This is a genomic window from Sphingomonas populi, from assembly GCF_004208535.1.
Taxonomy (GTDB): domain Bacteria; phylum Pseudomonadota; class Alphaproteobacteria; order Sphingomonadales; family Sphingomonadaceae; genus Sphingomonas; species Sphingomonas populi.
On the sequence record NZ_SGIS01000031.1, the window covers coordinates 34,962 to 61,607 of the forward strand.

A 26,646-nucleotide genomic window follows, 5' to 3' on the forward strand; every position below is an offset into this window, starting at 1 on the left:
CCGCTTTCATCGACGGAATATCGAAGCGCCCCGTTCGCGAGAACGGGGCGCTTCTTGTGTCGGGAACCCCAATCGGTTCCGTGGGACGATCGGATGCGGCTACTATTGCAGCGGCTTGCCCGAGTCTTTCCAGCGATCGAGGATCTGTGAATCGCCGGGCTGTGCCTCGGCGGCGTGCGCTGGCGTGATCGGCGTGCCGCTTTGCGCATAGGCCGGCTGGATCGTTGCGGGCAGGGTGCGCGGCACCGGGAGCGGGACGGTCGCTGCCGCGAGTGTGATGGCCGGTATGGGCTGCGCCTCAAGGATGCGGGCATGTGGACCGGGGACGGGTTCGCCGCCGGCATAGATCTGGCGGAACGCGCCGGGCGTGCCCCACCAGCCCTGCCAGCGGTGGAAGAAATGCGCGCCGATCGCCGCCGTCATCACGAGATGCCGGTTCCACGCCGGGGTGACGGCATAAGTGTGGTAATGCGTCGCCAGCCCGACCGGCGCGCTGACATAGCCGCCGAGCGCTGCCGCCGCGACTCGCATCGCGCGCAGCCAATAGGCGCGTGATGGCTGGCCGCGCGCCATCGCGCCGTCGCAGGCGAAGCTGAACTGGCAGCCGCTCCGCTCGGAACCCTGATAGACCACGCCGCACACCGTCGCCGGGAAGGCGGGGTGGCGGACGCGGTTGAGGATCACCTGTGCGACCGCTTGCTGGCCAGCGTCCGACTCGCTCGCCGCCTCGTAATAGATCGCGGTGGTCAGGCATTCGAGCGCGCGGCTGCGATCGAGCGCAGTGGCGCGGCGCATATCGAACGGCGCGGCGGGGTGGATCGAGGCATCGGCGGTGAAGGATGCGGCCTCGGGCGGGAGCGGTAGATCGGGCAGGTCGATCGTGCCGGTCGTGCCCCGCGCCGGCGCGGCGAGCGCGGCGGCGGCGGTGTCGTCGGCGGCGTAGAGCAGTGCAGCGCCGGGGAAATGATCCTCGACCTCATAGCCGCGCGCTATGGTCATAGCCGGGGCCGCCGGCGTTCCCTGATCCTCAATCGCGCGATAGGCGGCGTGCGCGGATACGCCCGCGCAGACCAGGAGCGACAATCCGGCGACGTGTAGCCCGGTCAGCTTGCGATCACGTCGCGATTCGGGGGCGGGCGGCCGGGTCATGCGCTCGCGCATACCCGATCGGGCCTGGTTCGGCTCCCGGCATTTCCCGTGTGTCTCACGGCGAAACAGGTAATGGTTAAGGTAACGTCTCGTCGCCCCGGCGCAGGCCGGGGCCGTTACGTTTGGGGCACCCGGCTCGCCAGATTACGCGGCGGCCCCGGCCTTCGCCGGGGCGACGATCATTTTAGCCCTGCCTTCCCCAGATCGAGCGCGCTGGCCGGGATCACCTCGACCTGCGGATATGCTTTCTTCAGCGCATCGAGGAACAGCTTGGCGTCGCCGACCACGACGATGCTGGCTCGTGCGGGGTCGATCACCGCCTTTGCCGCCGCCGTCACCGCCGCCGGATCGACCGCCGTCACTGCCGGGATGTAGCGCTTGAGTTCGTCGAGCGGCACGCCCTCCAGTACATATTGGCCGAGCACCGCCGCGATGCCGCCGGTGGTTTCGCTGGTGCGGCCGAAGCCGCCGATCAGCACCGCCTTGCGCGTTTCCAGCTCCGCTGCCGGGACGGGTTCGGTGCCGAGGCGCTTCATCTGCTCGATCATGATCGCGACGGTGTCGGGTGCGGTCGGGTTCTTGGTCTGGGTGCGCGCCGAGAGCGTGCCGGGGCCGCGATGCGCGGTGAGCGAACTGCTCGCGCCATACGCGAGGCCGCGTTTGATGCGGATTTCCGAATTGAGCCGCGACGAATAGCCGCCGCCCAGCACCGCATTGGCGACGCTCGCCGGATAATAGTTCGGGTCGCTGCGCGCGATGCCGGGCCGCGCGACGACGACGCCAGCCTGTCCGGCATCGGGCATATCGACGACGATCACGCGCGGCGCCGGATAGGCGCTCGCCATCGGGCCGGCTGGCGCGGGCGCGGCGGTCGCGGACCAGCGCGCGAAATTGGCTTCGGCGAGCGTCCTGGCCTGCGTGGCCGTGATGTCGCCGACGAGGATCAGGGTCGCCTGACCGGGCCGCCATGCCTTGCCATAAGCGGTGCGGATGTCGCCCTGCGTGATCGCCTTGAGCGAGGTCGGCGTGCCCGACAGCGGATGGCCGTACGGCGCGTCCCCAAACACGGCGCGCGCCGCGATCAGCCCGGAAAGCTGGCCGGGGTCCTTGAGTGTCACCGTCACGCCGTCGATCGCCTGCGCGCGGGCGCGTTCGATCTCTTCGGGTGCGAACACCGGATGCTGCGCGACATCGGCGAGGATGGCGAGCGCGGGCGCGGCCTGATCCGACTTGATCGTGACGTCGACATCCGATCCGTCCCAGCCGGCGTCGCTGGAGATCGAGCCACCCAGCGCCTCGATCTCGCGCGCGATTTGGGTCGCCGAGCGAGTCGTGGTGCCCTTGGTCATCAGATCGGCGGTGAGATCGGCGAGACCGGCGCGGGTGGCGGGATCATCGGCGCCGCCGCCGGTCGTCACCAGTGCGGCGCTGAGCAATGGCAGTTCGTGGCGCTCGACCACCACCACGCGCAGGCCGTTGGCGAGGCGGAATTCGTTGGGGCTGGGGATCGCGGCGGTGACGGGCGTGCCCGGCTTGGGCGGCGCGATCCGGTCGGCCTCGCTCGCCAGCACCGGCGTGTCGATGTGCGCGGGGGCGGTCAGCGGCGCGACCTGCACGGCATCGGCGATCGCGATCGTGTCGCCCTTCGCGCCAGCGGGGGCGGCTTCGGGCGGCAGATAGGTGATCGCCGCCGAACGCTCGTCGCGGAGATATTTGCGCGCGACGCGCTGCACGTCGGCGGCGGTGACCTTGGCGATCTCGGCGAGCTGGCGATCGGAGGTGCGCGGATCACCGTCGATGATCGCCGACATGGCGAGCGCGCGGCCCTTGCCTTCGGCGGTCTCGCGGCCGAGCAGCGCCGAGGTGAGGATCTGGTTCTTCGCCTCGGTCAGTTCGGCGGTGGTGACCGGCGTATCGCGCAGCCGCGCGACTTCGGCGCGCAGCGCAGCCTCGCCCGCCGTGACCGGCTTGCCGCTCGCCATCGCCGCGAACAGGATGACGTTGCCCGGCCCCTGCTTGGTATCGACATAGCTCTGTGCCTGCGCGGCGAGCTGATCGCGGTAGACGAGCGTTTCGTAGAGCCGCGAACTCTCGCCCATCGACAGCACTGCGTTGAGGACGGTCAGCGCGGGGTTGTCGGGGTCTTTGTCGGCGGGCACCGGATAGGCGATCAGCACCGCCGGCAGCGGCGTGTTGGGTTCGTAGACGGTGTAATGCGTCGCCTTGGTCCGCTCGGGCTCGGTGACCGCGACGCGCGGGATCGGCGTCGTCGGGCGCTTGATGCCTGCGAAATACTGATCGACCCACGCGTCGAGCTGCTTGGGATCGAAATTGCCCGATACCACCAGCACGGCATTGTCGGGGCGGTAATAGACCGCGTGGAAGGCGCGGACATCGTCGATGCTGGCGCTGTCGAGGTTGGCGATGCTGCCGATCGTCGAGCGCGCATAAGGATGGCGGCTGTACGACACCGCCGAAGCATAGGCGGAGAACAATTTGCCGTAGGGCCGGGCGAAGTCGCCGCGCAACTCCTCCTTCACCACGTCGCGTTCGGAGGCGAAGCCGGCTGGGTCTACGACGAGACTCGCCATCCGGTCGGCTTCGGCGAACAGCAGCCGCTGGAGGTGGTTGGCGGGAACGGTCTCGTGATATTCGGTGTAATCGTCGCTGGTCGAGGCGTTGTTGTTGCCGCCGACATCTTCGGTCAGGCGGTCGAACGTCTCGGGCGGGAGGTTGCGCGTCGCCTTGAACATCAGATGTTCGAACAGATGCGCGAAGCCCGAGCGGCCTTCGGGATCGTCCTTCGAGCCGACATCGTACCAGACCTGTACCGACACGTTCGACGTGCCGGTATCGCGGATCGCGTAGACCTTGAGGCCATTGGGCAAGGTGCGCTCGGTGAAGTCGAGCGGCTTCAGCGCTGCGACGGGCGGCTTGGCGGGTTGGGCCTGCGCGGTAAGCGGGAGCAGGGCGGCGCCCATCAGAAGGGCGGCACGGAACAGGCGCATCAACATCTCCGGCGAACAGGAAGCACCATCTGTTCGCCGCGCGGCCGCCGCTGTCAACGCCTGCGGGTTACTTCTTGCGGCTGCTGTTGACGAACAGGAACGCCGCCGCCAGCGCGGCCGAGCCGACGCCAATCGCGATCGGCACGATCGGCCAGCTCTGGCGATTGTAGACGGTCGAATCGGCGGCGGCTTCGCGCGCGCGCTTGGCGTCGCGGGCTGCTGCGGCGATTTCGTTGAGCTCGTCGGTCATGTCACCCTCTCTTTGTGTCGGCCATAAGCCGATCGAAATCGATCCGCGAACGCGGTCAACGTACCCGCCGCGATCGCGCCGCGCAGATCCGCCATCAACGCCTGGTAGAAGTAAAGGTTGTGCTCGGTCATCAGCATGGCGCCGAGAATCTCGCCGGCGCGCACGAGGTGGTGGATATAGGCACGCGTCCATGTGGTGCAGACCGGGCAGGCGCAGGCGGGGTCGAGCGGGCCTTGATCCTCGGCGAATTTGGCGTTGCGCAGGTTGATCGGCCCTTCGCGCGTGAACGCCTGGCCGGTGCGGCCCGAGCGGGTCGGCAGCACGCAATCGAACATGTCGATGCCGCGCTCGACCGCGCCGACGATGTCGTCGGGCTTGCCGACGCCCATCAGATAGCGGGGCTTGTCGGCGGGAAGCTGGCCCGGCGCGAAATCGAGGCAGCCGAACATCGCCTCCTGCCCCTCGCCGACGGCGAGCCCGCCGACCGCATAGCCATCGAAGCCGATGTCGATCAGCGCGGCGGCGCTATCGCCGCGCAGCGTCTGGTCGAGCGCGCCCTGCTGGATGCCGAAGATCGCGGCGTTTTCGGCATGCGTGCCGCCGCCATCGAAAGCGTCGCGGCTGCGCTTCGCCCAGCGCATCGAGCGCGCCATCGCGGCGGCCTGCACCTCGGGCGTCGAGGTGGTCGGCACCAGCTCATCGAACGCCATCACGATGTCCGAGCCGAGCAGCCGCTGGATTTCGATCGAGCGTTCCGGGCTGAGCGTGTGGCGCGTGCCATCGAGATGGCTCTTGAAGGTGACGCCGTTTTCGTCGCGCTTGGTGAGATCAGACAGGCTCATCACCTGATAGCCGCCCGAATCGGTGAGGATCGGGCGGTTCCAGCCCATAAAATTGTGGAGCCCGCCCAGCCGCGCGACGCGCTCGGCGCCCGGGCGCAGCATCAGGTGATAGGTGTTGCCGAGGATGATGTCGGCGCCGGTCGCGCGGACATCGCCGGGCTTCATCGCCTTCACCGTCGCGGCGGTGCCGACCGGCATGAAGGCGGGGGTGCGGATCTCGCCGCGCCGCATCTGGATAGTGCCGGTGCGCGCCTTGCCGTCGGTGGCGCTGATGGTGAACTCGAAACGCGGGGCCGTCATGAGGTAGGCCTAGCTACTCGGTGATATTGTCGCAACTATCGTCTCGCCACTTGTTCCCCCGCGAAGGCGGGGGCCAGTCTGGACCCCCGCCTTTGCGGGGGAACATACTTGGCTTAGGGTTCAATCGACCCAGTCGAGGCCCATGTCGCGGTACACCTCGCGCTCGTCGTCCCAGCCGGGGCGGACCTTGACGTGGAGATAGAGATGCACCGGGCGGCCCATGATGCCGCTCAACTCGGCGCGGGCACGCGCGCCGATTTCCTTGATGCGGGTGCCGCCCTTGCCGAGCACGATCGCACGTTGCGTCGGGCGCTCGACGAGGATCTGCTGGTGGATCTCGACCGATCCGTCCTCGCGCTCCTTATACTGCTCGGTCTCGACCGCGCTGGCGTAAGGCAGTTCGGCGTGGAGCTGGAGGTAGAGCTGCTCGCGCGTCACCTCGGCGGCGAGCGCGCGTTCGGTCGCGTCGGAAACCTGATCCTCGGGATAATGCCACGGCCCCGCCGGCATCGCCCTGGCGAAATGCGTCTTCAACTCGGGCAGGCCATCGCCGGTCGTGGCGCTGACGAAGAAGGTCTCGGCGAACGGGGCGAGGCCGTTCAGCCGCTCGGCATGGAGCAGCAGCTTGGCCTTGTCGGCGAGATCGACCTTGTTGAGAATCAAATATTTAGGTTCGGGGCGCGTCGCGATCGCCTCGGCGATTTCGGTGACCTTGTCCTTGAGGCCGCCCTTGGCATCGACCACCAGCGCGAGGATGTCGGCGCCCTCGGTGCCGCCCCATGCGGCCTGCACCATCGCGCGGTCGAGCCGGCGCTTGGGTTCGAAGATGCCGGGGGTGTCGACCAGCAGGATCTGCGCGGTCCCCTCGATCGCGACGCCCATCAGCCGGGTGCGCGTGGTCTGCGCCTTGGGGCTGACGATCGCGACCTTCTGCCCGACCAGCGCGTTGACGAGCGTGGACTTGCCCGCATTGGGCGCGCCGAGCACGGCGACGAGGCCGCAGGTTTGATCGGTCATGAATCTGCTTTCTGGAATGTTCCGCCCCACTACCACAACCGTTCGTGTCGAGCGAAGTCGAGACACTTGCGCTCGGGGCGGCCCCTCGACTTCGCTCGGGCCGAACGGGGGGTGTTAGGCAGGTGAGGCCAATGTCACGATCGACACGCCCGGCGACAACGGCACGCGACCGACCAGGTGGCGTTCAAAGCGGAAAATCCGCTCGAACACGGTGTTGACCAGCTTGGGCGGGGGCGAATCGTCGCTGTCGTCCTTGCCGGTCAGCCGCCCGGCGATGCGCGAGGCGGCGGCGAGCGGGAACAGCAGCGAGTTGAAATAGCCGAGCTTGCGCGATTTCAACCCCGCCGCGCCGATCGCCTTGGCGAGGCTCGCCTTGGAATAGCGGCGGTGGTGGTGGTTGACGGTGTCGTGCGCGCTCCACAGCCATTGGTGCGCGGGCACGGTGATGAGGATCTTGCCGCCGGGCTTGAGGCATTCGGCCATCGCCTTCAATGCGGCGACATCGTCCTCGATATGCTCGACCACGTCGAGCACCGCGACGAGATCATAGGCGCCGCGCTCGACCCCGGTCAGCGCGGGCAGGGGGGCGGCTCCGACCGGCTTGCCGAGCCGCTGGCTGGCGATCTCGCGCGCGGCGGGATCGATCTCGATCGCCTCGACGGTGCCGAAATGCGCGAGCATCGGCAGGTTGTGGCCCGTGCCGCAGCCGATCTCGAGAATGCGCGCGTCCTTGGGCAGATGGCCTTCGCGCGTGAGGAAATCGGCAAGGATATCGCGGCGCGCGCGATACCACCAATGCGTCGAATCATGCGCCGCCATGCGGTCGTAAACGATGCGGTCCATTATCCGAATACCAGCCAGCGATTGAGGATGAAGGTGAAGATCGTAGCCAGCGCGACCGCCGGCAGCAACGGCACCCACGCCGGATAGCCGAGCAACGCGGTGCCGACCCAGGTGATGATCGCGTTGAGCGCCATGCCGGATGCCTGCACCATCACGAACTTGGCCTGTTGCGTGCCGCCGCTCTCGCGCGCGCCATGCCCTTTGAAGCTCCAGCGGCTGTGCAGGAAATAGCCCGCCGTCACCGCCACCGCGAAAGCGAACGGCACCGCATAGACGGCATGATGCCGCTCGAACACGTAGAGCGTGAGCGGCAGATAGACTGCGGAATAGATCAGCGTCGAGACGCCGCCGGCGATGCCGAAGCGGATCAACTGGCCGAGCATCCCGCTCGATCGCATGGTTTCCAACCGGCTTGTCCCCGGCTCAGTCAATGTCATCGCGTTCACTTGCCCTTTGCGTCGCGCCTAGTAGAGCGCGCCGATACACGTGGAAAGCTTTTTGCATGGTTAGCGCGCGGCCCAAGGATTTGGTCGATCACTATTGGGTAAGGCTGACGCTGATCGCCTGGGTGGTGATCGCGGCGTGGTTCCTGCATGACCGCTGGGCGCAGATGCACTTCCTGTCGCTGCCCGATACCGATGACAACATGCGGCTGATGCAGGTGCGCGCGCTGCTGAACGGGCAGGGCTGGTACGATCTGCGCCAGTACCGGATGAACCCGCCGGGTGGGTTCAACATGCACTGGAGCCGAATCGTCGATCTGCCGATCGCGGGGATGATCCTGCTGTTCCGCCCGTTTTGCGGGCCGGCATGGGCGGAGCGGCTGGCGTGCGGGATCGCGCCGCTCCTCCCGCTCAGCATCGCGATGCTCGGGTTGGCGGCGACGGTGCGGCGGCTGGTGAGCCCGGTGGCGTGGCCGCTCGCGATCGTGTTCCTGCTGTGCTGCTCCGCGACGATGCTGATGTTCATGCCGGAGCGGATCGACCATCACGGCTGGCAGCTCGCGATGCTGAGCTTGACGGTGGCAGGGCTGTCCGACCCGAACGGACCGCGCGGCGGGCTGATCGTCGGGCTGGCGAGCGCAGTGTCGTTGACGATCGGGCTGGAGATGCTGCCATTCTGCGCCGGCGCTGGCGCGATCATAGCTTTGTGCTGGGTGTGGGACCGCGCCGACGCGCCGCGGATGAGCGCCTACGGGCTGTGCCTCGCCGGCGGATGTGCGCTGGGGTACGCCGGGTTCGCGTCCTACGCCAACAGCGTGATGCGCTGCGACGCGCTGACGCCGGTGTGGTTGAGCGTGATGATCGTCGCGGGCGCATTGCTGTTCCTGCTCGCGCGGCTCAGCCCGCAGAACCGCACGCTGCGGCTGGTGCTGGCGGTGGTGGCCGGGCTGGCGATCGTCGCCGGCTTCGCTTCGGTATTCCCGCAATGTCTTGGCCGGCCCGAACAGGTGTCGCCCGAACTGGCGCGAAACTGGCTCGCCAATGTGCGCGAGGCCAAGCCGATCTATCAGCATCCGCTGCGCACCGCGATTCCCGTGGTGACGCTGCCGATCATCGGGGTGATCGGCGCGTGCGTAGCGACATGGCAGGCGCGGCGGCAGCCCTCGTTCGTCGGCTGGATGACAGTGCTGCTGTTCACGACGATGGCGGCGCTGTTGCTGCTGTGGCAGGCGCGCGCCGGGCCGGGCGCGCAGATGCTCGCGGTGCCGGGGGCGGTGGCGCTCGGCTGGCTGGTGTTCCCAAATCTGCTCGGCAGCCGTTGGGTGGCGGTGCGCGTGCTCGGCACGGTGGCGGCGTTCCTGCTCGTGTCGGGGCTGTTCGCGGGCTATGTGATCCAATATCTGCCGATCGCCCGCCCGAGCGCGCGCGTAAACACGGTGATGCGCGCGAGCGGATCGTGCAACACCAACGGCGCGCTGCGCCCGCTCGATCGCTATCCGGCGGCGACGATCTTCACCTTCGTCGATCTCGGGCCGCGGCTCATCACACTGACGCATCATAATGCCGTAGCGGGGCCGTACCACCGCAATGGCGACGCGATCCTCGACGTGCAGCACGCGTTCACGCGCAGCCCGGCCGAGTTCCGCGCGATCGCCAAGCGGCACGGCGCGACGTTGCTGCTGGTGTGCCCGAATATGGCGGAATCGACCCAGTACCGGGCGCGCCATCCGGGCGGATTCTACGACCAGCTCGCGCACGGCAAGGTGCCGGCGTGGCTGGAGCAATTGCCGCTGCCGGCGAAATCCCCGCTGAGGTTGTGGCGGATCAATTACTGAGCGGCTGCTGAATCTTCAGTGCGAACGGGACGGGGCCGACGCCTTACCCCAGGCTGATCTTCACCCCGTCGATCACGAATTGCACTGCCAGCGCGGCGAGCAGCACGCCGAGGATGCGCGTCACCACCGCTTCGATCTTGGCGCCGAGGATACGCATCAGCGGCCCCGCTGCGAGCAAGGCGGCGAGTGTCAGCAGCAGGATCGAGACCAGGGCGCCGAGGATCACCAGGCTGCGCTCGATGCCTTCGTTGCGGCTCATCAGCAGCATCACCGAGGCGATCGAGCCCGGGCCGGCGATCATCGGCATCGCCATCGGGAAGATCGACACATCTTCGGCTTCCGGGGTCGCGGCGACCTTGGCGGCGCGATCCTCGCGGCGCTCGGTGCGCTTTTCGAACACCATTTCCAGCGCGATCAGGAACAGCATGATGCCGCCGGCGATGCGGAAACTCGCCAGGCTGATGCCCAGCCCGCGCAGGAGATCCTCGCCGAACAACGCGAAAACGAGCAGGATCGTCGCCGCGACCAGCACCGCGCGCACCGCCATCGCGCGGGCGTGGGCCGGCGTCGCGGTGGCGGTCAGCCCGGCGTAGATCGGCAGACAGCCGGGCGGATCGATCACCACGAAGAAGGTGATGAGCGACGAAATGAACAGTTCGATCATTTTGGCGGCGCGACCACGTCGTTGATGACGCGCTGATATTGATCGCCGTCCCACAGTTCGACCGAGAGCGTGCGGCCCTTGGTGTAGGTGACGTTCCAGCGCCAGCGCAACGTCTGGTCGCCCGAGGAACCGAAGCCGGCATCGGCATCGACCCCGAACGTGCCGGTGCCCTTGCCGCTACAGGCGGCGTGGTGAACGACCGGCTTGGGCGGGATGATCCGCGCCGCCGCCGTGGTGTCGCCGTGATCGAACACCCAGCGCCAGTGACGCTTGCCGCGATGCCAGATCGTCGTGAAATAGCCGCTGGTGCCGTCCGGGCGCTGCCAGCCGCCGGTGTTGACCGCCCAATGGCCGTCGCACGAGACGTAGCTCACCGCCGGCTGCCAGCGGGTGGCGGTGGCGGGATCGTCGCGGTTCTGGAGCCATTCCTGCGCCTTCACGACATCGGGCACGAACATCACCGCGTCGGGCGCGGCGAAGCGACGGAACGCGGTCCATTGTCCCTCGCCGCGCGCCGCCTTGGCGAAGGCGAGTTCGGCATCGACGGCGGTCTGGGGCACGGCGGCGGCGAGCAGCAGCGTGAGGATCACAGCGCCACCTCGTTGATCGCGACGCCTTCGCGGCGTCCGGCCGAGACCAGGGTGTTGCGCAGCAACACCGCGATCGTCATCGGGCCGACCCCGCCCGGCACCGGCGTGATCGCACCGGCGACACTGGCGGCACCGGCGAAATCGACATCGCCGACCAGCCCGGTCGCGGTTCGGTTGATGCCGACGTCGATCACGGTCGCGCCGGGTTTGATCCATTCGCCCTTGACCATCTCAGGTCGCCCCACAGCCGCGACGACGATATCGGCGCGCTTGACCACGCTCGACAGATCGCGCGTGCGCGAATGCGCGATCGTGACGGTGCAGCTTTCCTTGAGCAGCAATTGCGCCATCGGCTTGCCGACGATGTTCGAACGCCCGATCACCACCGCGTCTAGCCCGGTGAGATCGCCGAGCTGGTCCTTGAGCAGCATCACGCAGCCGAGCGGGGTGCAGGGCACGAACCCTTCCAACCCTGTGGCGAGCCACCCGGCGTTGACCGGGTGGAAGCCATCGACATCCTTGTCGGGGTCGATCCGCGTCGTCACCGCCAGTTCGTCGAGATGGCCGGGCAGCGGCAGTTGCACGAGGATGCCGTCCACCGCCGGATCGACGTTGAGCGTATCGACCAGCGCGAGCAGATCGTCCAGCGCGACATCGGCGGGCAAGCGATGTTCGAAGCTTGTCATGCCGGCGGCGACCGTCGCCTTGCCCTTCGAGCGGACATAGACCGCCGAAGCCGGGTCTTCGCCGACCAGCACCACCGCCAGGCCGGGCTTGCGGCCCGCCGCCGCCACAAAATCCGCGACCTGTGCCGCGATGCGTTCACGCAAGCTCAGTGCGAATGCCTTGCCGTCGATGATGTTCGCACTCATGCCGTCACCCCATTCGCTCTGTGGCAATCACCCCCAGCGTCGCTGGATCGCCCGTAATGTGCAGACGCTTGAGCCGCGCGGTCGCACCGCCGGTCAGCGTCACCGAACGCTTCGCCACGCCGAATTCCCGCGCGACGAGCGACAGCAACGCGGCATTGGCGGCGCCGTCGACCGGCGGAGCGGAAATCCGCGCCGCGAAATGCTCGGCCGTTCCCGGCCCCAGCGCCTCGCGACCGCCGCGCCGGGTTACCCGGACGGCGATGTGGATGCCGTCATCGCCAGGCCGCCACGCGCTCAACCCGCTGAAACCGCCAGACCGTACAGCCACGGCAGCACCGCGAGATCGAGGATGCGGATGAGGACCAGCACCACCAGCGGCGCGAAATCGATCGCGCCGGTCGCCGGCAACATGCGGCGGACCGGCCGGTACACCGGCTCGGTGATGACCGTCAGCCCGCGATCGAGCGAGCGGACGACTTCGTTCGTCGTGTTGACCACGTTGAACGAGATCAGCAGCGACAGGATGAACTGCACGATGATGATGAAGCTCGCCACGTCCAGCAGGATCTGAACGATGTTGAGCAGCATGATGAAAAACGAGGCCAACGAAAACTCCCGATGCTGCGATCGTGCGATACTAGCTTAGACGGCGCGTTCGCGCGACCGTTTACGCGTGGACGAGCGTGCCCGCGCCGCGCTTGGTGAAGATTTCGAGCAGCATCGCGTGCGGCACGCGCCCGTCGAGGATCACCGCCGCCTCGACGCCCTGCTCGACCGCCATCACGCACGTCTCGAGCTTGGGGATCATGCCGCCGCTGATCGTGCCGTCGGCACGCAGCGCGGCGACGCCGGCGGGGTTGAGATCGGTGACGAGTTCCTTGTTCTTGTCGAGCACGCCCGGCACGTCGGTGAGCAGGAAGAAGCGCTTCGCGCCGAGCGCGGCGGCGATCGCGCCGGCCATCGTATCGGCGTTGATGTTGTAGGTCTGGCCGTCGGCGCCGTGCGCGATCGGCGCGATCACCGGGATCACGCCCGCGTCGGAGAGCGTGTCGATGATGCGCCGGTCGACCGCGACGGGTTCGCCGACGAAGCCGAGATCGACGTGACGTTCGATGCCCTGGAGCTTGTCGGGGGTCGAGCGGCCGACCTTTTCGGCGGTGACGAAATTGGCGTCGCGCCCGGAGATGCCGACCGCGCGGCCGCCGGCCTGATCGATCCAGCCGACGATTTCCTTGTTGATCGATCCCGCCAGCACCATCTCCGCGATCCGCGCAGTCTCGGCATCGGTGACGCGCAGGCCGTCGACGAAGCGCGATTCGACGCCGAGGCGCTTGAGCATCGCGCCGATCTGCGGGCCGCCGCCGTGGACGACGACCGGATTGATGCCGACCGCCTTCATCAACACGACATCCTCGGCGAAATCGCGCGCCGCCTCGGGATCGCCCATCGCGTGGCCGCCGTATTTGATGACGAAGGTCGTGCCTTCGTGAAGCTGCATATAGGGCAGCGCCTCGACGAGCGTTTCGGCCTTGGCGAGCAGCGATGCGTGGGGCGTATGATCGGTCATGCGGCGCCGCTTACAGGCTTCCGCGCGCGCTGAGTAGTCTTTGCGCGCGCCGAATCACGGTGTCGTATCGGCGGTGCAGCGATAGACGATCTTCTCATTGGGATAGGCGGGCAAAGCGGCGCGGATCGCGCCCTGCTGCGTCGCGAGCGCGGCGCGCGCGGCGGGATCGGCCGAGCAGGCCTTGAGCGGGATCTGCGAGCGGATCTTGCGCAGCGCATCCATCTGGTCGGCGCCGAGGAAGTAGCGCAGCGCGGTATACGTCTTCGTCGCGGGATCGAACTGCAACAGCGAGGCGGTCTGTTCCTCGTTGGGGACGAGGAAGCGATCCCACCGCGTACCATCCTCGGCATATTGGGTGCGACCGTTCACGCAGCCATCCTTGCCCCAGTCGAGATGCACGTCGTCGGTCGAAGACGACACGATGCGGCTGCGCTCGGGCACGACCGAGCAGACCAATTTGCCGGTCGCGGCATCGGCGGCGAGCGGGGCCGGGGTCGCGGTCGCCACCGTCTCGGGCGGGAGAACCGGGTCGCCGGTCGGGCGGTTGAAGAAGACGATCGCCGCCGCGACCATCAGCAGCAGCCCGCCCGCGCCGACGCCGATCGCCCAGCGGCGCTGGTTGCGCACTTCGAGCAGCCCGGCGCCGCCGATGGCGAGCGCGCCGAGCACGAGCAGCACCGCGGCGAGCGCCATCACGTCCTCGCGGTTGTTCTCGACATCGGCGCGCGCCTTGGCGAGCGCGGCCTCATGCGCGGCGGCGGCTTTGACGGCGGCGTCGCGCTTCGCCGCATCGGCCTGCGCGCTCGCCTGCGCGTCGGCGTCGCTGTCGCGCTTGAGCGTGTCGGCGAGGCTGGTGCAGGGCAGGCCGACCGCGCTGTATGGCTGCTTGGCGGCGGCGAGGAACGCGGTCAGCTCGCTGTCGGCGATCGCGAAGCCGAAGCTGGTGTCGCCCTCCTCGCTATGGGTGATCGCCGAATTGACGCCGAGCACGCGCCCGCACGGATCGAGCAGCGGCCCGCCCGAATTGCCGCGCGCGATGCCGGCAGTGTGGAGCAGCACCTGTACGCCGGTCATGATACGCCGCCCCGAGAACACGCCGCCGGTGCGGATCGGGGTGAGCGGGTGGATGTAATCGGTGGCCGATTGCGCGGTGGCGAGATCGACGTTGCCTGGATAGCCGAGCGCGGTGACGGCGCTGCCCTCGTCGATCGGGCCGCTGTAGACCGTGACCGGCGGCAACCGCGCGCCGGCAACATCGATGATCGCGAGATCGCGGGTGGCGTCGAGCGCGATGACCTTGCCCTCGTAGCTCTTGCTGCCTTCCGACGGCACGACGCCGACGACGACATTGTCGGGATAGCGCTTGGCGAGTTCGACGACGTGCGCGTTGGTGACGATGCGGTTGGGCGTGATCGCGAAGCCGCTGCCGTGGCCGAAACCGACGACTTCGCCATCGACCATCGCGATCGTGACGACGCGCACCACGCCGCGCGCGGTCGCGCCGACATCGTCCGCGCGCGCCGGGGCGACGAGCGCCAGCACGGCGAGCAGCAGTGCCCAAAAGCGGCTAAGGTTGCCTAGAACGCGCATGGGCGCGGAGACGATGCGGCGTGCGCGGGCGAGGGTGTTGGGCAGAACGGTCATCGCCGTGATTTTGACAGGAAGCGCCGGTGTAGGACAGGGCAAAAGCGATGGGCCGGCTGCGACTGCGGTCGGCGCGATCAGATGCGGAACACCTTCACCGCCGTGACTTCCCTGTCCTGCTCCGCGCGAAAGATGGCTTCACCGCTGCATAGCAAGGCCTTGGCATTGGCGGGCGCGTCGTCCGCTTCGCGGACGACGGCGACATGAACCGTGTTATCCGTCGGCACCGGTACGTGCGACCGGTCGAAGACGACGACGGTGGTCTCGCCGTCGTTGCCGATCTGGCTGGCCTGTCCCCACACGATTTCATTCCCCCAGATGAAGGCCGCGAGATCGTCCAGCCCCCAATCGGGGGAAGCTGCACCGATTGCCTTGATCGTCATTTGAGATCTCCCAGAAGATGGTTCGGATCGTCCCAGGTGGCCGCGACCTGCTTAGCCGACGCGAGATCGCAAACTTTGACGGTAATATACTGCCGGATGACGTCGGCGAGTTCTTGCGGAGTCTTTGCGGCGGGATCGGGAACCAGCCCGAGGTTGCCGGGGCCGACGATCTTGGCGAGAGTCGGCTTGCCGGCGTCGTTGGTCAGGCTGTTGAGATAGGTGATCATCTTGCCACGTGGCAGATAGACCTCGCTCTTGGGGAGGCAGCCCTTGAAATCCGCCGTATACAGCGCGTTGGCGGCCTCGACGTGGGCCGCAGCTGCGCCGGTGAGCTGCTGGAGCGCGGTGTCGAGATTGGCGGCATCCTGATATCGCGACAGATCGATATCGGCCATCGCGAGGTTGTACTGATCGGCCGTCCTGCCAATGCCGGCGGTGAGTGACGCCTGCGCTTTTGTACGCGCGGTGTTCATTTCGTCGATTAGCGCCGGCAAGGTGCGTTCGTAGAACAGATCCTTGTTGAACGCCGCGCGCCCGCCGACCACTGCGGTCGCCCCCGACGAGAGGATATGCGCGGTTTTCTGGGCCGCGAACGATGCGCCGCCGGTCAATCCGAGTGTGGCGACATCGAGAACGAGACTGGTGCCGCGCGATTGTTGGGCGAGGCCGGTCAGGAAGGCACGATATCGCGCATCGATCGCCCGCATCTGCAGGATGATATATTTATCGCGAACCGTGCGCTGGCCGTTGAGATCGTTAGCCAGGCCCCGCGTCGACCACTCCGCCATCGCCTTTTCGAACGGATAGTCCGTTGCCGCCTTCAATTCCGAAGATACGCTGCGTAGCGGATCTGGCTTTGCGCTGAAGGACGCGCATCCCCCGAGCATCAACAGTGCGGAAGCGCCCAAGGCCAGGGTGCTTCCACGAAGACGTGCCGCAGCTATCATCATAATCCCCATTGTCCGTTGGATGCTACGCGAATCCCCGAAACAATGAGATATTGTAATACTATCAGGCCCAAACGGTTATAGCAACTATAGTATCATTGACTTAAAGACCGAAGATATCTCACGAATATTACAAGAAACTATACGGGTCGACATCCACCACCACGCGCACCTTCGCCGACCAATCCACTCCGCCCAGCCACGCCCGGATCACGTCCTGCACGTCGAGCGCGCGCTTGGCGTGGACGAGGAGGCGGAAGCGGTGGCGGCCGCGTAGCATGGCGAGCGGGGCGGGGGCGGGGCCGTAGACTTCCATCGCGTCGATGCGCGGCGCGGCGCGGCCGATCGCTTTCGCGGCGTCCTGCGCGGCATTCTGGTCCTCGCTGGAGACGACGATCGCGGCGAAGCGGCCGAACGGGGGCGCGCCGGCTTCGCGGCGGCTTTCGGTTTCGGCTGCGTAAAACGCCTCGGCATCGCCGGTGATGAGCGCGCGCATCACGGCGGCGTTCGGGCTGTGTGTCTGGAGATAGACGTGGCCGGGCTTGGCGCCGCGCCCGGCGCGCCCGGCGACCTGCATGATCTGCTGGAAGGTGCGCTCGCTCGCGCGCAGATCGCCGCCTTCGAGGCCGAGATCGGCGTCGATCACCCCGACCAAGGTCAAATTGGGGAAGTGATAGCCCTTGGTGATGAGCTGGGTGCCGACGATCAGGTCGATGTCGTGCGCCTCCATCCGGCCAACGAACTCGGCGGCTTTGGCGGGGGACCAGATCGTGTCCGAGGTGACGACCGCGACCTTGGCCTCGGGGAACAGCAACTTCACCTCGTCGGCGATTCGCTCGACGCCGGGGCCGACCGGCACCAACGTATCCTCGGTGCTGCACTCGGGGCAGACGCGCGGCACCGGTTCGGTATGGCCACAGTGATGGCAGGCGAGCCGGCGCACCAGCCGGTGCTCGACCATCCAGGCGGTGCAATTGGGGCATTGGAAGCGGTGGCCGCAGGTTCGGCAGAGCGTCAGCGGCGCATAGCCGCGCCGGTTGAGGAACAGGAGCGCCTGTTCGCGGCGGCCGAGCGTCTCGTCGATCGCTTTCACCAGACGCGGCGCGATCCAGCGGCCGCGTTCGGGCGGTTCGGCGATCAGGTCGATCGGCGCGATCGACGGCATTTCGGCGGCGCCCCAGCGACCGGGCAATTTCACTTCGGCGTAGCGGCCGGCGGCGACCTGCTGGCGGGTCTCGATCGCGGGGGTCGCGGAGGCGAGGATGACCGGGCAGCTTTCGAACTTGCCGCGCATCACCGCCACGTCGCGCGCGTGATAATGGACGCCCTCTTCCTGCTTGAAGCTGGTCTCATGCGCTTCATCGACGATGATGAGGCCGAGATTGGCGTAAGGGAGGAACAGCGCCGAGCGCGCGCCGACCGTGACGAGTGCCTGACCGTCGGCGATTTGCCGCCAGGCGCGGCGGCGTTGCGATTGCCTGAGGCCCGAGTGCCATGCCACCGGCGCGCAGCCGAAGCGCGCGGCGAAGCGCTTGAGGAAGGGTTCGGTGAGCGCGATCTCGGGTAGGAGGACGAGGGTTTGTTTGCCTTGGAGAATCGCGGCGGCGACCGCTTCGAAATAGACTTCGGTCTTGCCCGATCCGGTGACGCCGTCGAGCAAGGTGGGCTGGAAGCGGCTCGCCTCGACATCGGCGACGAGGGCGGCGGAGGCGGCGCGCTGGTCGGCGCTGAGCGCGGGTGCGCCGTGGCTCGGGTCGGGAAGTGGGAACGGCTGGTCGATATCGACCGAGACAGGCTCGATCGCGCCCACTTTGACGAGGCCACGGATCACCGCGTCGGAGACGTCGGCGATCGTCGCGAGTTCGCGGATCAGGCCCTGATGCGCGCCGATCCGTTCGAGCGCCTGTTCGCGCTGCGGGGTGAGGCGATCAGGCACTTCGCCGGTGGCGCGATATTCGGTGACGAGCTTGGCGCCTTCGAGCGCCGAAGTCGAGGCGAGCGCCATCCGCGCGACGGCGGCGGGGGCGGCGAGGTAGTAATCGGCGGTCCATTCGATCAGCCGCCGGAGCGGCGTTGCCAGCGGCGGCACCGGCAGCACGGCGAGCAGGTTGCGCAGCCGGTTGTCGCCGACTTCGGCGTCGGACGGCATGCGATCGGGTTCCCAGACGATGCCGAGCAACTGGCGCGGCCCGAGCGGCGCGACGACGACCGAGCCCGGCTCGACATGCATGCCGTGCGGCACGCGGTAATCGAGCGGGCCGAGCGCTGAGTTCATGACGAGGACGCGGGCGCGGGACATTGGCGTGTATCTAGGGTGGGATGCGGGAAAAGGCGACTTGTACGTCGCCCCGGCGAAGGCCGGGGCCGCTGCGTAATTTGGCGACCCAATTGCCCCACACACAGCGGCCCCGGCCTTCGCCGGGGCGACGGATGTGCTAGAACGCGCCGGGATGACGCCGCAACAGACTCTCGACGCGATGATCGATCGCTTCACGCCAGCGGTGGCGGCGGATGCGCGCGCGGCGCTGGCGATGGTCGCGGCGCGGCTGCCGGGCGCGACCCGGCTGGTCTATGATAACTACAACGCGCTCGCGATCGCTTTCGCCCCGGGTGATCGGTCGAGCCAGGCGATCTGTTCGGTTGCGCTCTATCCACGCTGGGTCAGCCTGTTCCTTGTGAACGGTCCGGCGCTGCCCGACCCGCATGCGCTGCTGGCGGGCGGGGGCGGCACGATGCGTCACATCCGCCTGAACCCCGCGCTGATCGAGGATGCGCGCGTGGCGGCGCTGCTCGATGCCGCTGCGGCAAGCGTGGCTGTGCCGATCGACCCGGCCGCCGCGCCACGGCTGCTCATCAAATCGGTGTCGGCCAAGCAGCGGGCGCGGCGGCCGGCGGCATGAACCTTCCCCAGGCCTTTGCCGAGCATCTCGCGCGTGATCGGCGGCGGTCGGTGCATACCGTGCGGGCGTATCAGGCGACGGCGGAGCGGTTGCTGGGGTTCTTGCAGGCGCATACCGGCGGGCCGCCGGCGCTGGAGGCGCTGACCGCCGCCGATCTGCGCGCGTTTCTGGCGATGCGGCGCGGTGCTGACAGTGGCGGGGGGATCGGCAATGCTTCGGCGGCGCGCGAGCTGTCGGCGGTGCGGGCGTTTCTCGGCTTCGCGGGGGTGGCGGTGCCGCGCCTCGCCGGGCCGCGCGTCAAGAAGGGCGTGCCGCGGCCGATCTCGCCCGACGAGGCGGTCGCGCTCGCCGATGAGGTTGCCGAGGATCGTGACGAGGCGTGGATCGGCGCGCGTGATCTCGCCGTGTTGCTGCTGCTGTATGGCGCTGGGCTGCGGATCGGCGAGGCGGTCGGGCTGACCGGGGCGGTGCTGCCGCTTGGCGAGACGCTGGTCGTCACCGGCAAGCGCGCCAAGACGCGGATCGTGCCGCTGCTGCCGCAGGTGCGCGCGGCGGTGGAGGATTATGTGGCGCTATGCCCGTATGCGCTGGGGCGCGAGGCGGCGCTGTTTCGCGGGGCGAAGGGCGGGCCGCTGGCCCCCGGACTGATCCGCCGTGCGGTGCAGGCGGCGCGGGTGCGGCTGGGGCTGCCCGAGCGGACCACGCCGCATGCACTGCGGCACAGTTTCGCTACGCATCTGTTGGGGCGTGGGGCCGATCTGCGCGCGTTGCAGGAGTTGTTGGGCCACGCGAGTCTGGGATCGACGCAGGTCTATACGGCGGTCGATGCGGCGCATCTGCTCGACGTGTATCGGAACGCGCATCCTCGGGCGTGAATATCCGCTCGTGCTGACTTGATCGAAACCCCCAAACCGTTCGTGTCGAGCGAAGTCGAGACACCCTGCGCATCGCTTGGGGCTTGTCCCTCGACTTCGCTCGGGACGAACGGAGTGGGAGAACGCGGGGATCAGACCGCCAAATTTTCGGTCGGCACCGAATAATAACTGGCGACGCGATCGGCATAGGCCTGGTCGAAATCGGGTGCGTTGTTGGCCCAGCTCGGGCCGCCTTCGAGCACGCGGCGGTCGATCGTGACGACATAGGCGTCCGCGATCGGGTCGAAATCGAGCAATGCGAACGGCAGCGGGTAGAACGCCTTGCCCATGCCGAGGAAGCCGCCGATCGTCAGCACCGCATAGAGCGCATGGCCGCTGCGCTTGTCGATCATGAAGGCGTTGACCGAGCCGATCCGTTCGCCGTCACGGCTGCGCACCTTCATCGCGTCGCTGCGGTTGGAGGAGATCAGCAATTGCGTGGCGGGCTGGTCGGTCATGCGGGGTTCCCATCTGTGTCGTTTGCGTAACGGCTGATGGTGCCGGCGGTTCCTGATCGCGGAGGCGCGGCATTTCATCGCTCAGGTGACGCGGGTGGTTGAGCCGCGCGCGTGCATCGCCCATAGCGTTGGGATGCGCGCACGTTTCCTCTCCGGCATCGCCCTCAGTCTCGCCGTGGTGGGGTGCGTCGAACCGGCGCCTCGCCCGCAGCCCTCGCGCCCCGCGCCCGTGGCGCCCCGGCCCGCCGCGCCGCTCCCGCCGCCGCCAACGCCCGCCGCGTCGGACTGGCGCGACTGGTCGCTGACGCCGGGTGACTGGGTGTACCGGCAGGATGCGCGCGGATCGCTGGCGCTCTACGGTACGCCGGGTAGCGACGCGGTGTTGACGCTGCGCTGCGACGTTGGCGCGCGGATGGTGTATCTGTCGCGTGCCGGCGCGGGCGGGGCTGGGGCGGCGACGATCCGCACCACCAGCACCGCGCGCACGCTCAACCTGACGCCGACCGGGGGCGCGACGCCGTATCTCGCGGTCGCGCTGACGCCGCGTGATTCGCTGCTCGATGCGATGGGGTTCAGTCGTGGGCGGTTCGTGATCGAACAGACGGGCTATCCGACATTGGTGATCCCGGCCTGGGCCGAGATCGAGCGCGTGACCGAGGATTGCCGGAAGTAAGGCGCTTTCATCTCACGGGTGGGTGTTAGGTTCGCTCAGGGGTGGCTTGGCGGTACGTCCGCCGTGGGCAGATAGTGCGGCGCGACGCGGGCGTGTGACGCCTGTTCGTAGACATAGCCGGCATCGAGCACGGTCTGATCGCCCAGCGCCGTCGCGATGAAGGACAGGCCGACCGGCAGCCCTTTGACCAGCCCCATCGGCACGGTGAGGTGCGGATAGCCCGCCACCGCTGGCAACTGGCTCGCGCTCGGGCCTTCGCCGCCGTCGCCCGAGACGGTGTCGCTGAGCCACGGGAGGCCGTAGGTGGGCGCGACGATCAGCGTAGCGTTGGCCTGCGCGAGCATCGCGTCGATGCCCTCCTTGCCGGCCAGTCGCCGCGACTTGGCGAGCGCGCCGAGATATTCGGGGTCGGCGAGGCCTTCGGTCTTTGCGGCGGCGAGGAAGGTTTCCTGCGCGAAGAAGGGCATTTCGGCACCCGCGTTGGCCTCGTTGAAGGCGATCACGTCGGCGAGCGTGCGGGTTTTTACCGCAGGCGGGGTGGTGGCGAGATAGGCGTCGAGATCGGCCTTGAGTTCGGTGTGGAGCACCAGCGTTTCGGCTTCGCCGAGGCCGTCGAGCTTGGGCATCTCGACATCGACCAGCACCGCGCCCTGCGCCGTCAGCACGGCGAGCGCGGCGACATAGGTCGGCTTCATCGCCTCGGGCATGTCGGGGTGGAGGACGGCGATGCGAACGCCCTGGAGGGTCGCACGCTTGAGATCGGCGGCGTAGGAATGTGGCGCAAAATACTGGATGTTGCGGCTGGCGGGATCGGCGGGGTCGAAGCCGGTCATCGCGTCGAGCAGGATCGCGGCATCTTCGACGCTGCGCGCCATCGGGCCGGGCGTGTCCTGGCTGTGGCTGATCGGCACGACATGCGTGCGGCTCACGAGGCCGAGCGTCGGCTTCAACCCGACCAGCCCGTTCATCGCCGAGGGGCACACCACCGATCCGTCGGTCTCGGTGCCGACCGCCGCCGCCGCGAAGCTCGCCGCTACGCCTGCGCCCGATCCGCTCGACGAGCCGCAGGCGGTGCGATCGAGCGCATAGGGGTTGCGGACCAGCCCGCCGGTGGCGCTCCAGCCGCTCATCGCATGATCCGAGCGGATGTTGGCCCATTCGGACAGGTTGGTCTTGCCGAGAATCACCGCGCCGGCGGCGCGCAGCCGCGCGACCACGGGCGCGTCGCGGTGGGTGACATTGTCTTTCAGCGCGAGGCTGCCGGCGGTGGTGGCGATGGGATCGGCGATTTCGATATTGTCCTTGATGAGCAACGGTATGCCGTCAAGCGGGCCGAGCGGGTGGCCGGCGCGGCGGCGCGCATCGCTCGCCCGAGCCGCCGCCAGCGCATCGGGGTTGAGCGCGATCACCGCATGGAGCGCCGGCCCCTTGCGGTCCATCGCCGCGATGCGGACGAGATAGGCGCGGGTGAGGCTCTGGCTGGTTGCCGTGCCGGTGGCGAGGCGCGCGTCGAGCTGGGCGATCGAGGCGTCCTCGACAGGGGTCTGCGCGGCCAGCGGCGCGGCGGCGGCGACCGCGAGCACGAACAATCCAAGGCGCATCTTTTTCTCCCCGCCGATCGTAGCTCAATCCAGCCAGACGCGGCGCGGCAGATCATGCGGTCGGTTAGCCGATCCGGCAAGCCGCCAGAAATCATGGTGTAACGCGCTCCGACGATGCTATCGTTGCGAAAAGCCCGCAGGGGCATCGGAGAGGCGGGCCGTTTGCGGCCCATACGTTGGATCAAATCGAGCGATGTTCGACGCTTTCAGACGCCGCTATCTCGACGTGCTCGCATCGATCTACATTTACAACGAGCATCGCGGCTATACCAGCATCGACCGTGTGCTGGAGGCGGTGCAGGCGCATTGCCCCGACGATACCGCCTTTATCGCCGCGATCCGCAAGCACCGCGCCGATGAGCGCAAACATTATGTGATGTTCCGCCGCTGGTTCGAACTGCGCGGGCAGATGCCGCTCTCGGTGGATCGTGCATGCGGGCATATCGATCGCTTCGTCGAGATCGTGTTCGGCTCGACCATCGACGACCTCGATACCGAGGCGGTGATCGCGAGCGAGGCGATGTTCGAGCGGCTGTGCCGGGTCATCATGCTCACCGAGATGCGCGGCATGAAACAGGTCGATGTGCTGCTGAAATCGCGGCTGGTGCGATCGGACCCGGTGCTGATGAAGATCTTCCGTATCGTCGAGCGCGACGAGCCGAGCCATTGGCAACCCTATCAGGACTGGCTGGTGCGGACAGGCCGCCCGCAGGCGAAGCGGCGCGAGAAGCTGATCGACTTCTGGATTCACCGCGAATTGCTGTTCCTGAAGCTGCCTTTGTTGTTCCTCAACCCGTGGCTGCCGCGTAGCCGGGCCTGGGCGGATGCCGGGGAGGTGCAGGAGCACATCCAACCGCAGCGTCAGGTCGCGCCTGTCCCAGCCTGATGGCCTCACCATCCGTTCGTGCTGAGTAGGGATCGCGTAGGCGCTTGCGCCGTATCGAGAGTCCATATCGAAGCACATGTGGGACGCGTGGCATGTGCTTCGATACACGACCTCGATACGCCCTGCGGGCTACTCGACCGTTACTCAGCACGAACGGAGTAGGTAGCGGTATCCGCTACGCCATCGCCAGCCGGGGCACGAACGCGCGCGAGGGCACGCGGGCCGGGCCGAGCGCTTCGGCGATCGCCGCCGCCGCCGCGTCGGCGCCGTGTTCGCGGGCGACCTGCGCGCCGATCCGGGCGGCAGCCTCAGCGTAATCGGGTTCGTCGAGCAGCCGGGCGATCATGCGCGCGGCGCGGGCGGCGGTGAAGCGGTGCGCTTTCATCGACAGGCCGACGCCGAGCCGCTCGATGCGCTGGCCGTGATCGTACTGGTCGCCCATGTGGGGGACGACGAGCTGCGGCTTGCCGGCGCGCAGTGCCTGGCCCGTGGTGCCTGCGCCGCCGTGGTGGACCACCGCCGCCGCCGCCGGGAACAGCAGCGAATGCGGCGCATAGGCGCAGCGGAAGATGTCGCCATCGCGAACGGGTGCGGCGTGTCCGCCGGTGAGCAGCACCGCGCGCCGGCCGAGCGCGCGCGCCGCCGCCGCCGCCTCGGCATAGAAATTACCGGGGCAGTGGACCGCAAAGCTGCCGAGCGTGAAGATGATCGGCGCGGGGCCATCGGTGAGGAACGCGGCGAGTGCAGGATCGAGCGTTTCCTCGGCCCCGCTCTGGCTGTCGAAGATCGGGAAGCCGACCACCCGCACATTGGCCGGCGCATCGGGCGGCAGCGGGCTGAAATGGCGTGAATAGGTGGCGAGCGTCAGCGCCGAGCGCTCGCTGGTTTCGAGCAGCCGCCGCGCGCTCTTGTGCGGCAGCCGATGGGCGGTGCGGACGCGATCGATCTGCGGGCCGCATTTGAGCTGCACCGCGAGCCGCATCGTGCCGTAGACCGCGCGGTTCCACAGCCGGCCGAGCACGGTGTTGGGCGCGTGCTTCATCATCCAGAAATCGGGCGTGCAGGGCGGATCATAGGCGGACAGCATCGCCATCGGCTGGAGCACCACCGAGACGAGCGGGATGTTGAGCTTTTCGGCGACGATCGGGGCGGCGAACACGAAGGTCGAGGCGATGATCGCCTCGGCGCCGGTGGTGACCGCTTCGAGTTTGTGAACGCAGCCGGGCAACGCCGGGAGCAGCACTTGATCGAGCATTTCGATTTGGTCGCCCATGATGCGTTTGACCGCTTCGTCCTCGGCAAGCCCGAGCCGATGCTGGACCGAGTCGAACCCCGGCAGCACCGCCACCGCCTCGATCCCCGCCGCGCGGCACTTGGCGAGCTGGTCCTCCGCCACCGCGAGCACGGGCGCAAAGCCGTGGCGGCGCAGCGCCTGCGCGATGGCGATGAAAGGATGCAAATCGCCGAGCGTTCCGATGGTGGTTAGGACAATCTTGCGCATGCCCTTCGCTCCCTGTGGAATCATGGGGCGATCGTCAATCTCGGGATTGTACCGAGGCGGGAAATGCGACGTGTTGTGGGGTTGTGTGGCCGCCATGAACGGGGCGGGGCGCGCCCACCGATTTCTCCCGTTCCCACGCCAGCGATCGACACGACGCGCCGGAAAGCCGACTGGCAGGAGGCGCCCCAGTTGCGGACCTTCGATCGTATAGAATCTCTATTCCAATATAATGGTAAGTGTGTCAGTCGCTTCTGCTGAAGAAAGAAGAGGTTCACCGTGGATCGTCGTCGCTTTATCGGCTCCTCCGTAGCTGCTGCTTTCGGTTGTTCGTTGCCCGGACGATTGCTCGGTATTGAAAGTGACAAAGGTTGGCAGCGTCTCTTCGATAGTGATGCGTCACGAGGGTGGACCTTCTTCCAAGAAGGGGTTGGCAACAGCGACCTTCATAACGCCGTCACCGTAAGGGATGGCGTAATCCACTTCCTCGGTTCGCACTACACCGGAACGGACGCGGCGCCTGGACACATCTCCACAAAGAAGAGCTGGGGCAATTATCATCTGCGGCTGGAATACCGCTACGGTTTAGACCGTTGGCCTCCTCGCAAGCTACAACGCAGGAACAGCGGTATCCTCTATCATATGGGGCCTGAAACCGACCGGCTTTTCCCGAATTGTGTCGAGTTCCAGCTTGAAGAGGGCGATGTCGGGGACGCGATCATGGTCGACACGCTGGCGTTGATGGGGCCGTCACTCGGTGGAACACCATTGTGGCCGAACTGGATTCCCGCTTTTCCGAGCACCTATCAAGAACCGATTGTATCGGGCGGCATCCAACGCCAGTGGCACAAACACGCTGGTGAATACGAAAGGATGGACGATTGGAACACCGTCGATCTTTACGCCTTCAACGATCAGGCGGCACACCTCGTCAACGGTCGTATTGTGACGACATTATTCAAGCTTGCCACCCGCGATAAGAACGGCCGAACTACCCCGTTGACTGCAGGTCGCATCGCGCTTGAGCTAGAGTGGGCGGAGATCATGTTTCGTAACGTGATGATCCGACCCTTGGATGCAGTTGCGGTGGCCTCCATACTTAAGCGCGGATCGGATTGACATCTTCCTCCAAATAGGCGTCCTTAGGACAGCCATAATCGCCGGGACGATCACTCTTCGCCTCTCCAAAGCGGACGGACGGCAATCCACCAGTGCCCGTCACCCCAGCGCAAGCTGGGGTGTGGATTCACGTTTGAAGTGCACCGTTTGAGATTTGCGAGAATGCCTCGGCGGGGGTCAGGAAGTCGAGGCATTTCCGCGGGGTGTTGTTGAGACGGTCGGCATAGGCGCGCAGTTTCCTGT

The 26,646-nt window shown here is 67.3% G+C and carries 26 protein-coding genes and 1 pseudogene; 6 read left to right on the plus strand and 21 right to left on the minus strand.

Annotated elements, in window-relative coordinates:
• Positions 1–102: 102 nt before the first annotated feature.
• The 7 genes from EWE75_RS17685 to EWE75_RS17715 form a co-directional block, all read right to left on the minus strand.
• Positions 103–1,149: a cell wall hydrolase gene (locus EWE75_RS17685; protein WP_130159434.1), complete on the minus strand. Its 1,047-nt coding sequence runs from the start codon at positions 1,147–1,149 to the stop codon at positions 103–105.
• 179 nt (positions 1,150–1,328) lie between these two features.
• Complete coding sequence (locus EWE75_RS17690; protein WP_130159435.1) at positions 1,329–4,157, minus strand: M16 family metallopeptidase; 2,829 nt, start codon at positions 4,155–4,157, stop codon at positions 1,329–1,331.
• Positions 4,158–4,224: 67 nt separating this feature from the next.
• Positions 4,225–4,407: a hypothetical protein gene (locus tag EWE75_RS17695; protein ID WP_069203431.1), complete on the minus strand. Its 183-nt coding sequence runs from the start codon at positions 4,405–4,407 to the stop codon at positions 4,225–4,227.
• Complete coding sequence (gene tgt, locus EWE75_RS17700; protein ID WP_130159436.1) at positions 4,404–5,549, minus strand: tRNA guanosine(34) transglycosylase Tgt; 1,146 nt, start codon at positions 5,547–5,549, stop codon at positions 4,404–4,406. The genes EWE75_RS17695 and tgt overlap by 4 nt, the downstream gene beginning before the upstream one ends.
• A 120-nt stretch (positions 5,550–5,669) precedes the next feature.
• Entirely contained in the window at positions 5,670–6,566 is an 897-nt protein-coding gene (era, locus tag EWE75_RS17705; RefSeq protein ID WP_130159437.1) for a GTPase Era, read from the minus strand.
• Positions 6,567–6,680: 114 nt separating this feature from the next.
• Complete coding sequence (locus EWE75_RS17710) at positions 6,681–7,409, minus strand: class I SAM-dependent methyltransferase (RefSeq protein ID WP_130159438.1); 729 nt, start codon at positions 7,407–7,409, stop codon at positions 6,681–6,683.
• On the minus strand, positions 7,409–7,792 hold the full coding sequence (locus tag EWE75_RS17715) for a GtrA family protein (protein WP_130159461.1): 384 nt from the start codon (positions 7,790–7,792) through the stop codon (positions 7,409–7,411). Before EWE75_RS17715 ends, EWE75_RS17710 begins: the two co-directional genes overlap by 1 nt.
• 119 nt (positions 7,793–7,911) lie before the next feature.
• On the opposite strand from EWE75_RS17715, the gene EWE75_RS17720 reads away from it, so the two are divergent.
• Positions 7,912–9,687, plus strand: coding sequence for an AcrB/AcrD/AcrF family protein (locus tag EWE75_RS17720; protein ID WP_130159439.1), 1,776 nt, complete (start codon positions 7,912–7,914; stop codon positions 9,685–9,687).
• 43 nt (positions 9,688–9,730) lie between these two features.
• Here EWE75_RS17720 and EWE75_RS17725 read toward each other — a convergent pair whose 3' ends face one another.
• The 10 genes from EWE75_RS17725 to EWE75_RS17770 all read right to left on the minus strand — a co-directional run bounded on the left by EWE75_RS17725 (position 9,731) and on the right by EWE75_RS17770 (position 18,653).
• Entirely contained in the window at positions 9,731–10,351 is a 621-nt protein-coding gene (locus tag EWE75_RS17725; RefSeq protein WP_130159440.1) for a MarC family protein, read from the minus strand.
• Positions 10,348–10,941, minus strand: a complete 594-nt coding sequence (locus EWE75_RS17730) for a hypothetical protein (protein ID WP_130159441.1) — start codon at positions 10,939–10,941, stop codon at positions 10,348–10,350. Before EWE75_RS17730 ends, EWE75_RS17725 begins: the two co-directional genes overlap by 4 nt.
• Entirely contained in the window at positions 10,938–11,813 is an 876-nt protein-coding gene (gene folD, locus EWE75_RS17735; protein ID WP_130159442.1) for a bifunctional methylenetetrahydrofolate dehydrogenase/methenyltetrahydrofolate cyclohydrolase FolD, read from the minus strand. The genes EWE75_RS17730 and folD overlap by 4 nt, the downstream gene beginning before the upstream one ends.
• A gap of 4 nt (positions 11,814–11,817) precedes the next feature.
• On the minus strand, positions 11,818–12,141 hold the full coding sequence (locus EWE75_RS17740) for a DUF167 domain-containing protein (protein WP_231708433.1): 324 nt from the start codon (positions 12,139–12,141) through the stop codon (positions 11,818–11,820).
• On the minus strand, positions 12,108–12,419 hold the full coding sequence (locus EWE75_RS17745) for a YggT family protein (protein WP_231708434.1): 312 nt from the start codon (positions 12,417–12,419) through the stop codon (positions 12,108–12,110). Before EWE75_RS17745 ends, EWE75_RS17740 begins: the two co-directional genes overlap by 34 nt.
• A gap of 61 nt (positions 12,420–12,480) precedes the next feature.
• Positions 12,481–13,380, minus strand: a complete 900-nt coding sequence (gene argB, locus EWE75_RS17750) for an acetylglutamate kinase (protein WP_130159444.1) — start codon at positions 13,378–13,380, stop codon at positions 12,481–12,483.
• Between the two features lie 54 nt (positions 13,381–13,434).
• Positions 13,435–15,024, minus strand: coding sequence for a S1C family serine protease (locus tag EWE75_RS17755; protein ID WP_130159445.1), 1,590 nt, complete (start codon positions 15,022–15,024; stop codon positions 13,435–13,437).
• A gap of 77 nt (positions 15,025–15,101) precedes the next feature.
• Positions 15,102–15,407 carry a hypothetical protein gene (locus EWE75_RS17760; protein ID WP_130159446.1) on the minus strand — a complete coding sequence of 102 codons (306 nt, stop codon included), beginning with the start codon at positions 15,405–15,407 and terminating at the stop codon, positions 15,102–15,104.
• Positions 15,404–16,231, minus strand: a complete 828-nt coding sequence (locus EWE75_RS17765) for a hypothetical protein (protein WP_130159447.1) — start codon at positions 16,229–16,231, stop codon at positions 15,404–15,406. The genes EWE75_RS17760 and EWE75_RS17765 overlap by 4 nt, the downstream gene beginning before the upstream one ends.
• Before the next feature lie 253 nt (positions 16,232–16,484).
• The gene (locus EWE75_RS17770) at positions 16,485–18,653 is read right to left on the minus strand and encodes a primosomal protein N' (protein WP_130159448.1); all 2,169 of its coding nucleotides are present in this window, start codon (positions 18,651–18,653) and stop codon (positions 16,485–16,487) included.
• Positions 18,654–18,804: 151 nt separating this feature from the next.
• Here EWE75_RS17770 and EWE75_RS17775 point away from each other — a divergent pair, with 151 nt between their 5' ends.
• Positions 18,805–19,254, plus strand: coding sequence for a hypothetical protein (locus EWE75_RS17775; RefSeq protein WP_165388432.1), 450 nt, complete (start codon positions 18,805–18,807; stop codon positions 19,252–19,254).
• Positions 19,251–20,129: a tyrosine recombinase XerC gene (locus tag EWE75_RS17780; protein WP_130159450.1), complete on the plus strand. Its 879-nt coding sequence runs from the start codon at positions 19,251–19,253 to the stop codon at positions 20,127–20,129. Before EWE75_RS17775 ends, EWE75_RS17780 begins: the two co-directional genes overlap by 4 nt.
• Before the next feature lie 131 nt (positions 20,130–20,260).
• Here the strand turns inward: EWE75_RS17780 and EWE75_RS17790 are convergent, their stop codons facing one another.
• A complete protein-coding gene (locus EWE75_RS17790; RefSeq protein ID WP_130159451.1) occupies positions 20,261–20,626 on the minus strand; it encodes a PRC-barrel domain-containing protein in 366 nt (121 codons plus the stop codon).
• Between the two features lie 133 nt (positions 20,627–20,759).
• On the opposite strand from EWE75_RS17790, the gene EWE75_RS17795 reads away from it, so the two are divergent.
• Entirely contained in the window at positions 20,760–21,299 is a 540-nt protein-coding gene (locus EWE75_RS17795; protein ID WP_130159452.1) for a hypothetical protein, read from the plus strand.
• Positions 21,300–21,334: 35 nt separating this feature from the next.
• Here EWE75_RS17795 and EWE75_RS17800 read toward each other — a convergent pair whose 3' ends face one another.
• Positions 21,335–22,900 carry an amidase gene (locus EWE75_RS17800; RefSeq protein WP_130159453.1) on the minus strand — a complete coding sequence of 522 codons (1,566 nt, stop codon included), beginning with the start codon at positions 22,898–22,900 and terminating at the stop codon, positions 21,335–21,337.
• A 193-nt stretch (positions 22,901–23,093) separates the two neighbouring features.
• Here EWE75_RS17800 and EWE75_RS17805 point away from each other — a divergent pair, with 193 nt between their 5' ends.
• The gene (locus EWE75_RS17805; protein ID WP_130159454.1) at positions 23,094–23,786 is read left to right on the plus strand and encodes a ferritin-like domain-containing protein; all 693 of its coding nucleotides are present in this window, start codon (positions 23,094–23,096) and stop codon (positions 23,784–23,786) included.
• 175 nt (positions 23,787–23,961) lie between these two features.
• Here the strand turns inward: EWE75_RS17805 and EWE75_RS17810 are convergent, their stop codons facing one another.
• Positions 23,962–25,287 carry a glycosyltransferase gene (locus EWE75_RS17810; RefSeq protein ID WP_130159455.1) on the minus strand — a complete coding sequence of 442 codons (1,326 nt, stop codon included), beginning with the start codon at positions 25,285–25,287 and terminating at the stop codon, positions 23,962–23,964.
• A 276-nt stretch (positions 25,288–25,563) separates the two neighbouring features.
• Here EWE75_RS17810 and EWE75_RS17815 point away from each other — a divergent pair, with 276 nt between their 5' ends.
• The gene (locus EWE75_RS17815; protein WP_130159456.1) at positions 25,564–26,403 is read left to right on the plus strand and encodes a 3-keto-disaccharide hydrolase; all 840 of its coding nucleotides are present in this window, start codon (positions 25,564–25,566) and stop codon (positions 26,401–26,403) included.
• Positions 26,404–26,530: 127 nt separating this feature from the next.
• On the opposite strand, the pseudogene EWE75_RS26290 reads toward EWE75_RS17815, so the two are convergent.
• A pseudogene (locus EWE75_RS26290) lies at positions 26,531–26,646 on the minus strand (IS30 family transposase); the annotation flags it as partial.

Coding starts and splice junctions, on each gene's coding strand:
- EWE75_RS17685 (WP_130159434.1), bottom strand. CDS start 1,149: ATGACCCGGCCGCCCGCCCCCGAATCGCGACGTGATCGCAAGCTGACC.
- EWE75_RS17690 (WP_130159435.1), bottom strand. CDS start 4,157: ATGCGCCTGTTCCGTGCCGCCCTTCTGATGGGCGCCGCCCTGCTCCCG.
- EWE75_RS17695 (WP_069203431.1), bottom strand. CDS start 4,407: ATGACCGACGAGCTCAACGAAATCGCCGCAGCAGCCCGCGACGCCAAG.
- tgt (WP_130159436.1), bottom strand. CDS start 5,549: ATGACGGCCCCGCGTTTCGAGTTCACCATCAGCGCCACCGACGGCAAG.
- era (WP_130159437.1), bottom strand. CDS start 6,566: ATGACCGATCAAACCTGCGGCCTCGTCGCCGTGCTCGGCGCGCCCAAT.
- EWE75_RS17710 (WP_130159438.1), bottom strand. CDS start 7,409: ATGGACCGCATCGTTTACGACCGCATGGCGGCGCATGATTCGACGCAT.
- EWE75_RS17715 (WP_130159461.1), bottom strand. CDS start 7,792: ATGCTCGGCCAGTTGATCCGCTTCGGCATCGCCGGCGGCGTCTCGACG.
- EWE75_RS17720 (WP_130159439.1), top strand. CDS start 7,912: ATGGTTAGCGCGCGGCCCAAGGATTTGGTCGATCACTATTGGGTAAGG.
- EWE75_RS17725 (WP_130159440.1), bottom strand. CDS start 10,351: ATGATCGAACTGTTCATTTCGTCGCTCATCACCTTCTTCGTGGTGATC.
- folD (WP_130159442.1), bottom strand. CDS start 11,813: ATGAGTGCGAACATCATCGACGGCAAGGCATTCGCACTGAGCTTGCGT.
- argB (WP_130159444.1), bottom strand. CDS start 13,380: ATGACCGATCATACGCCCCACGCATCGCTGCTCGCCAAGGCCGAAACG.
- EWE75_RS17755 (WP_130159445.1), bottom strand. CDS start 15,024: ATGACCGTTCTGCCCAACACCCTCGCCCGCGCACGCCGCATCGTCTCC.
- EWE75_RS17760 (WP_130159446.1), bottom strand. CDS start 15,407: ATGACGATCAAGGCAATCGGTGCAGCTTCCCCCGATTGGGGGCTGGAC.
- EWE75_RS17770 (WP_130159448.1), bottom strand. CDS start 18,653: ATGTCCCGCGCCCGCGTCCTCGTCATGAACTCAGCGCTCGGCCCGCTC.
- EWE75_RS17775 (WP_165388432.1), top strand. CDS start 18,805: ATGACGCCGCAACAGACTCTCGACGCGATGATCGATCGCTTCACGCCA.
- EWE75_RS17780 (WP_130159450.1), top strand. CDS start 19,251: ATGAACCTTCCCCAGGCCTTTGCCGAGCATCTCGCGCGTGATCGGCGG.
- EWE75_RS17790 (WP_130159451.1), bottom strand. CDS start 20,626: ATGACCGACCAGCCCGCCACGCAATTGCTGATCTCCTCCAACCGCAGC.
- EWE75_RS17795 (WP_130159452.1), top strand. CDS start 20,760: ATGCGCGCACGTTTCCTCTCCGGCATCGCCCTCAGTCTCGCCGTGGTG.
- EWE75_RS17800 (WP_130159453.1), bottom strand. CDS start 22,900: ATGCGCCTTGGATTGTTCGTGCTCGCGGTCGCCGCCGCCGCGCCGCTG.
- EWE75_RS17805 (WP_130159454.1), top strand. CDS start 23,094: ATGTTCGACGCTTTCAGACGCCGCTATCTCGACGTGCTCGCATCGATC.
- EWE75_RS17810 (WP_130159455.1), bottom strand. CDS start 25,287: ATGCGCAAGATTGTCCTAACCACCATCGGAACGCTCGGCGATTTGCAT.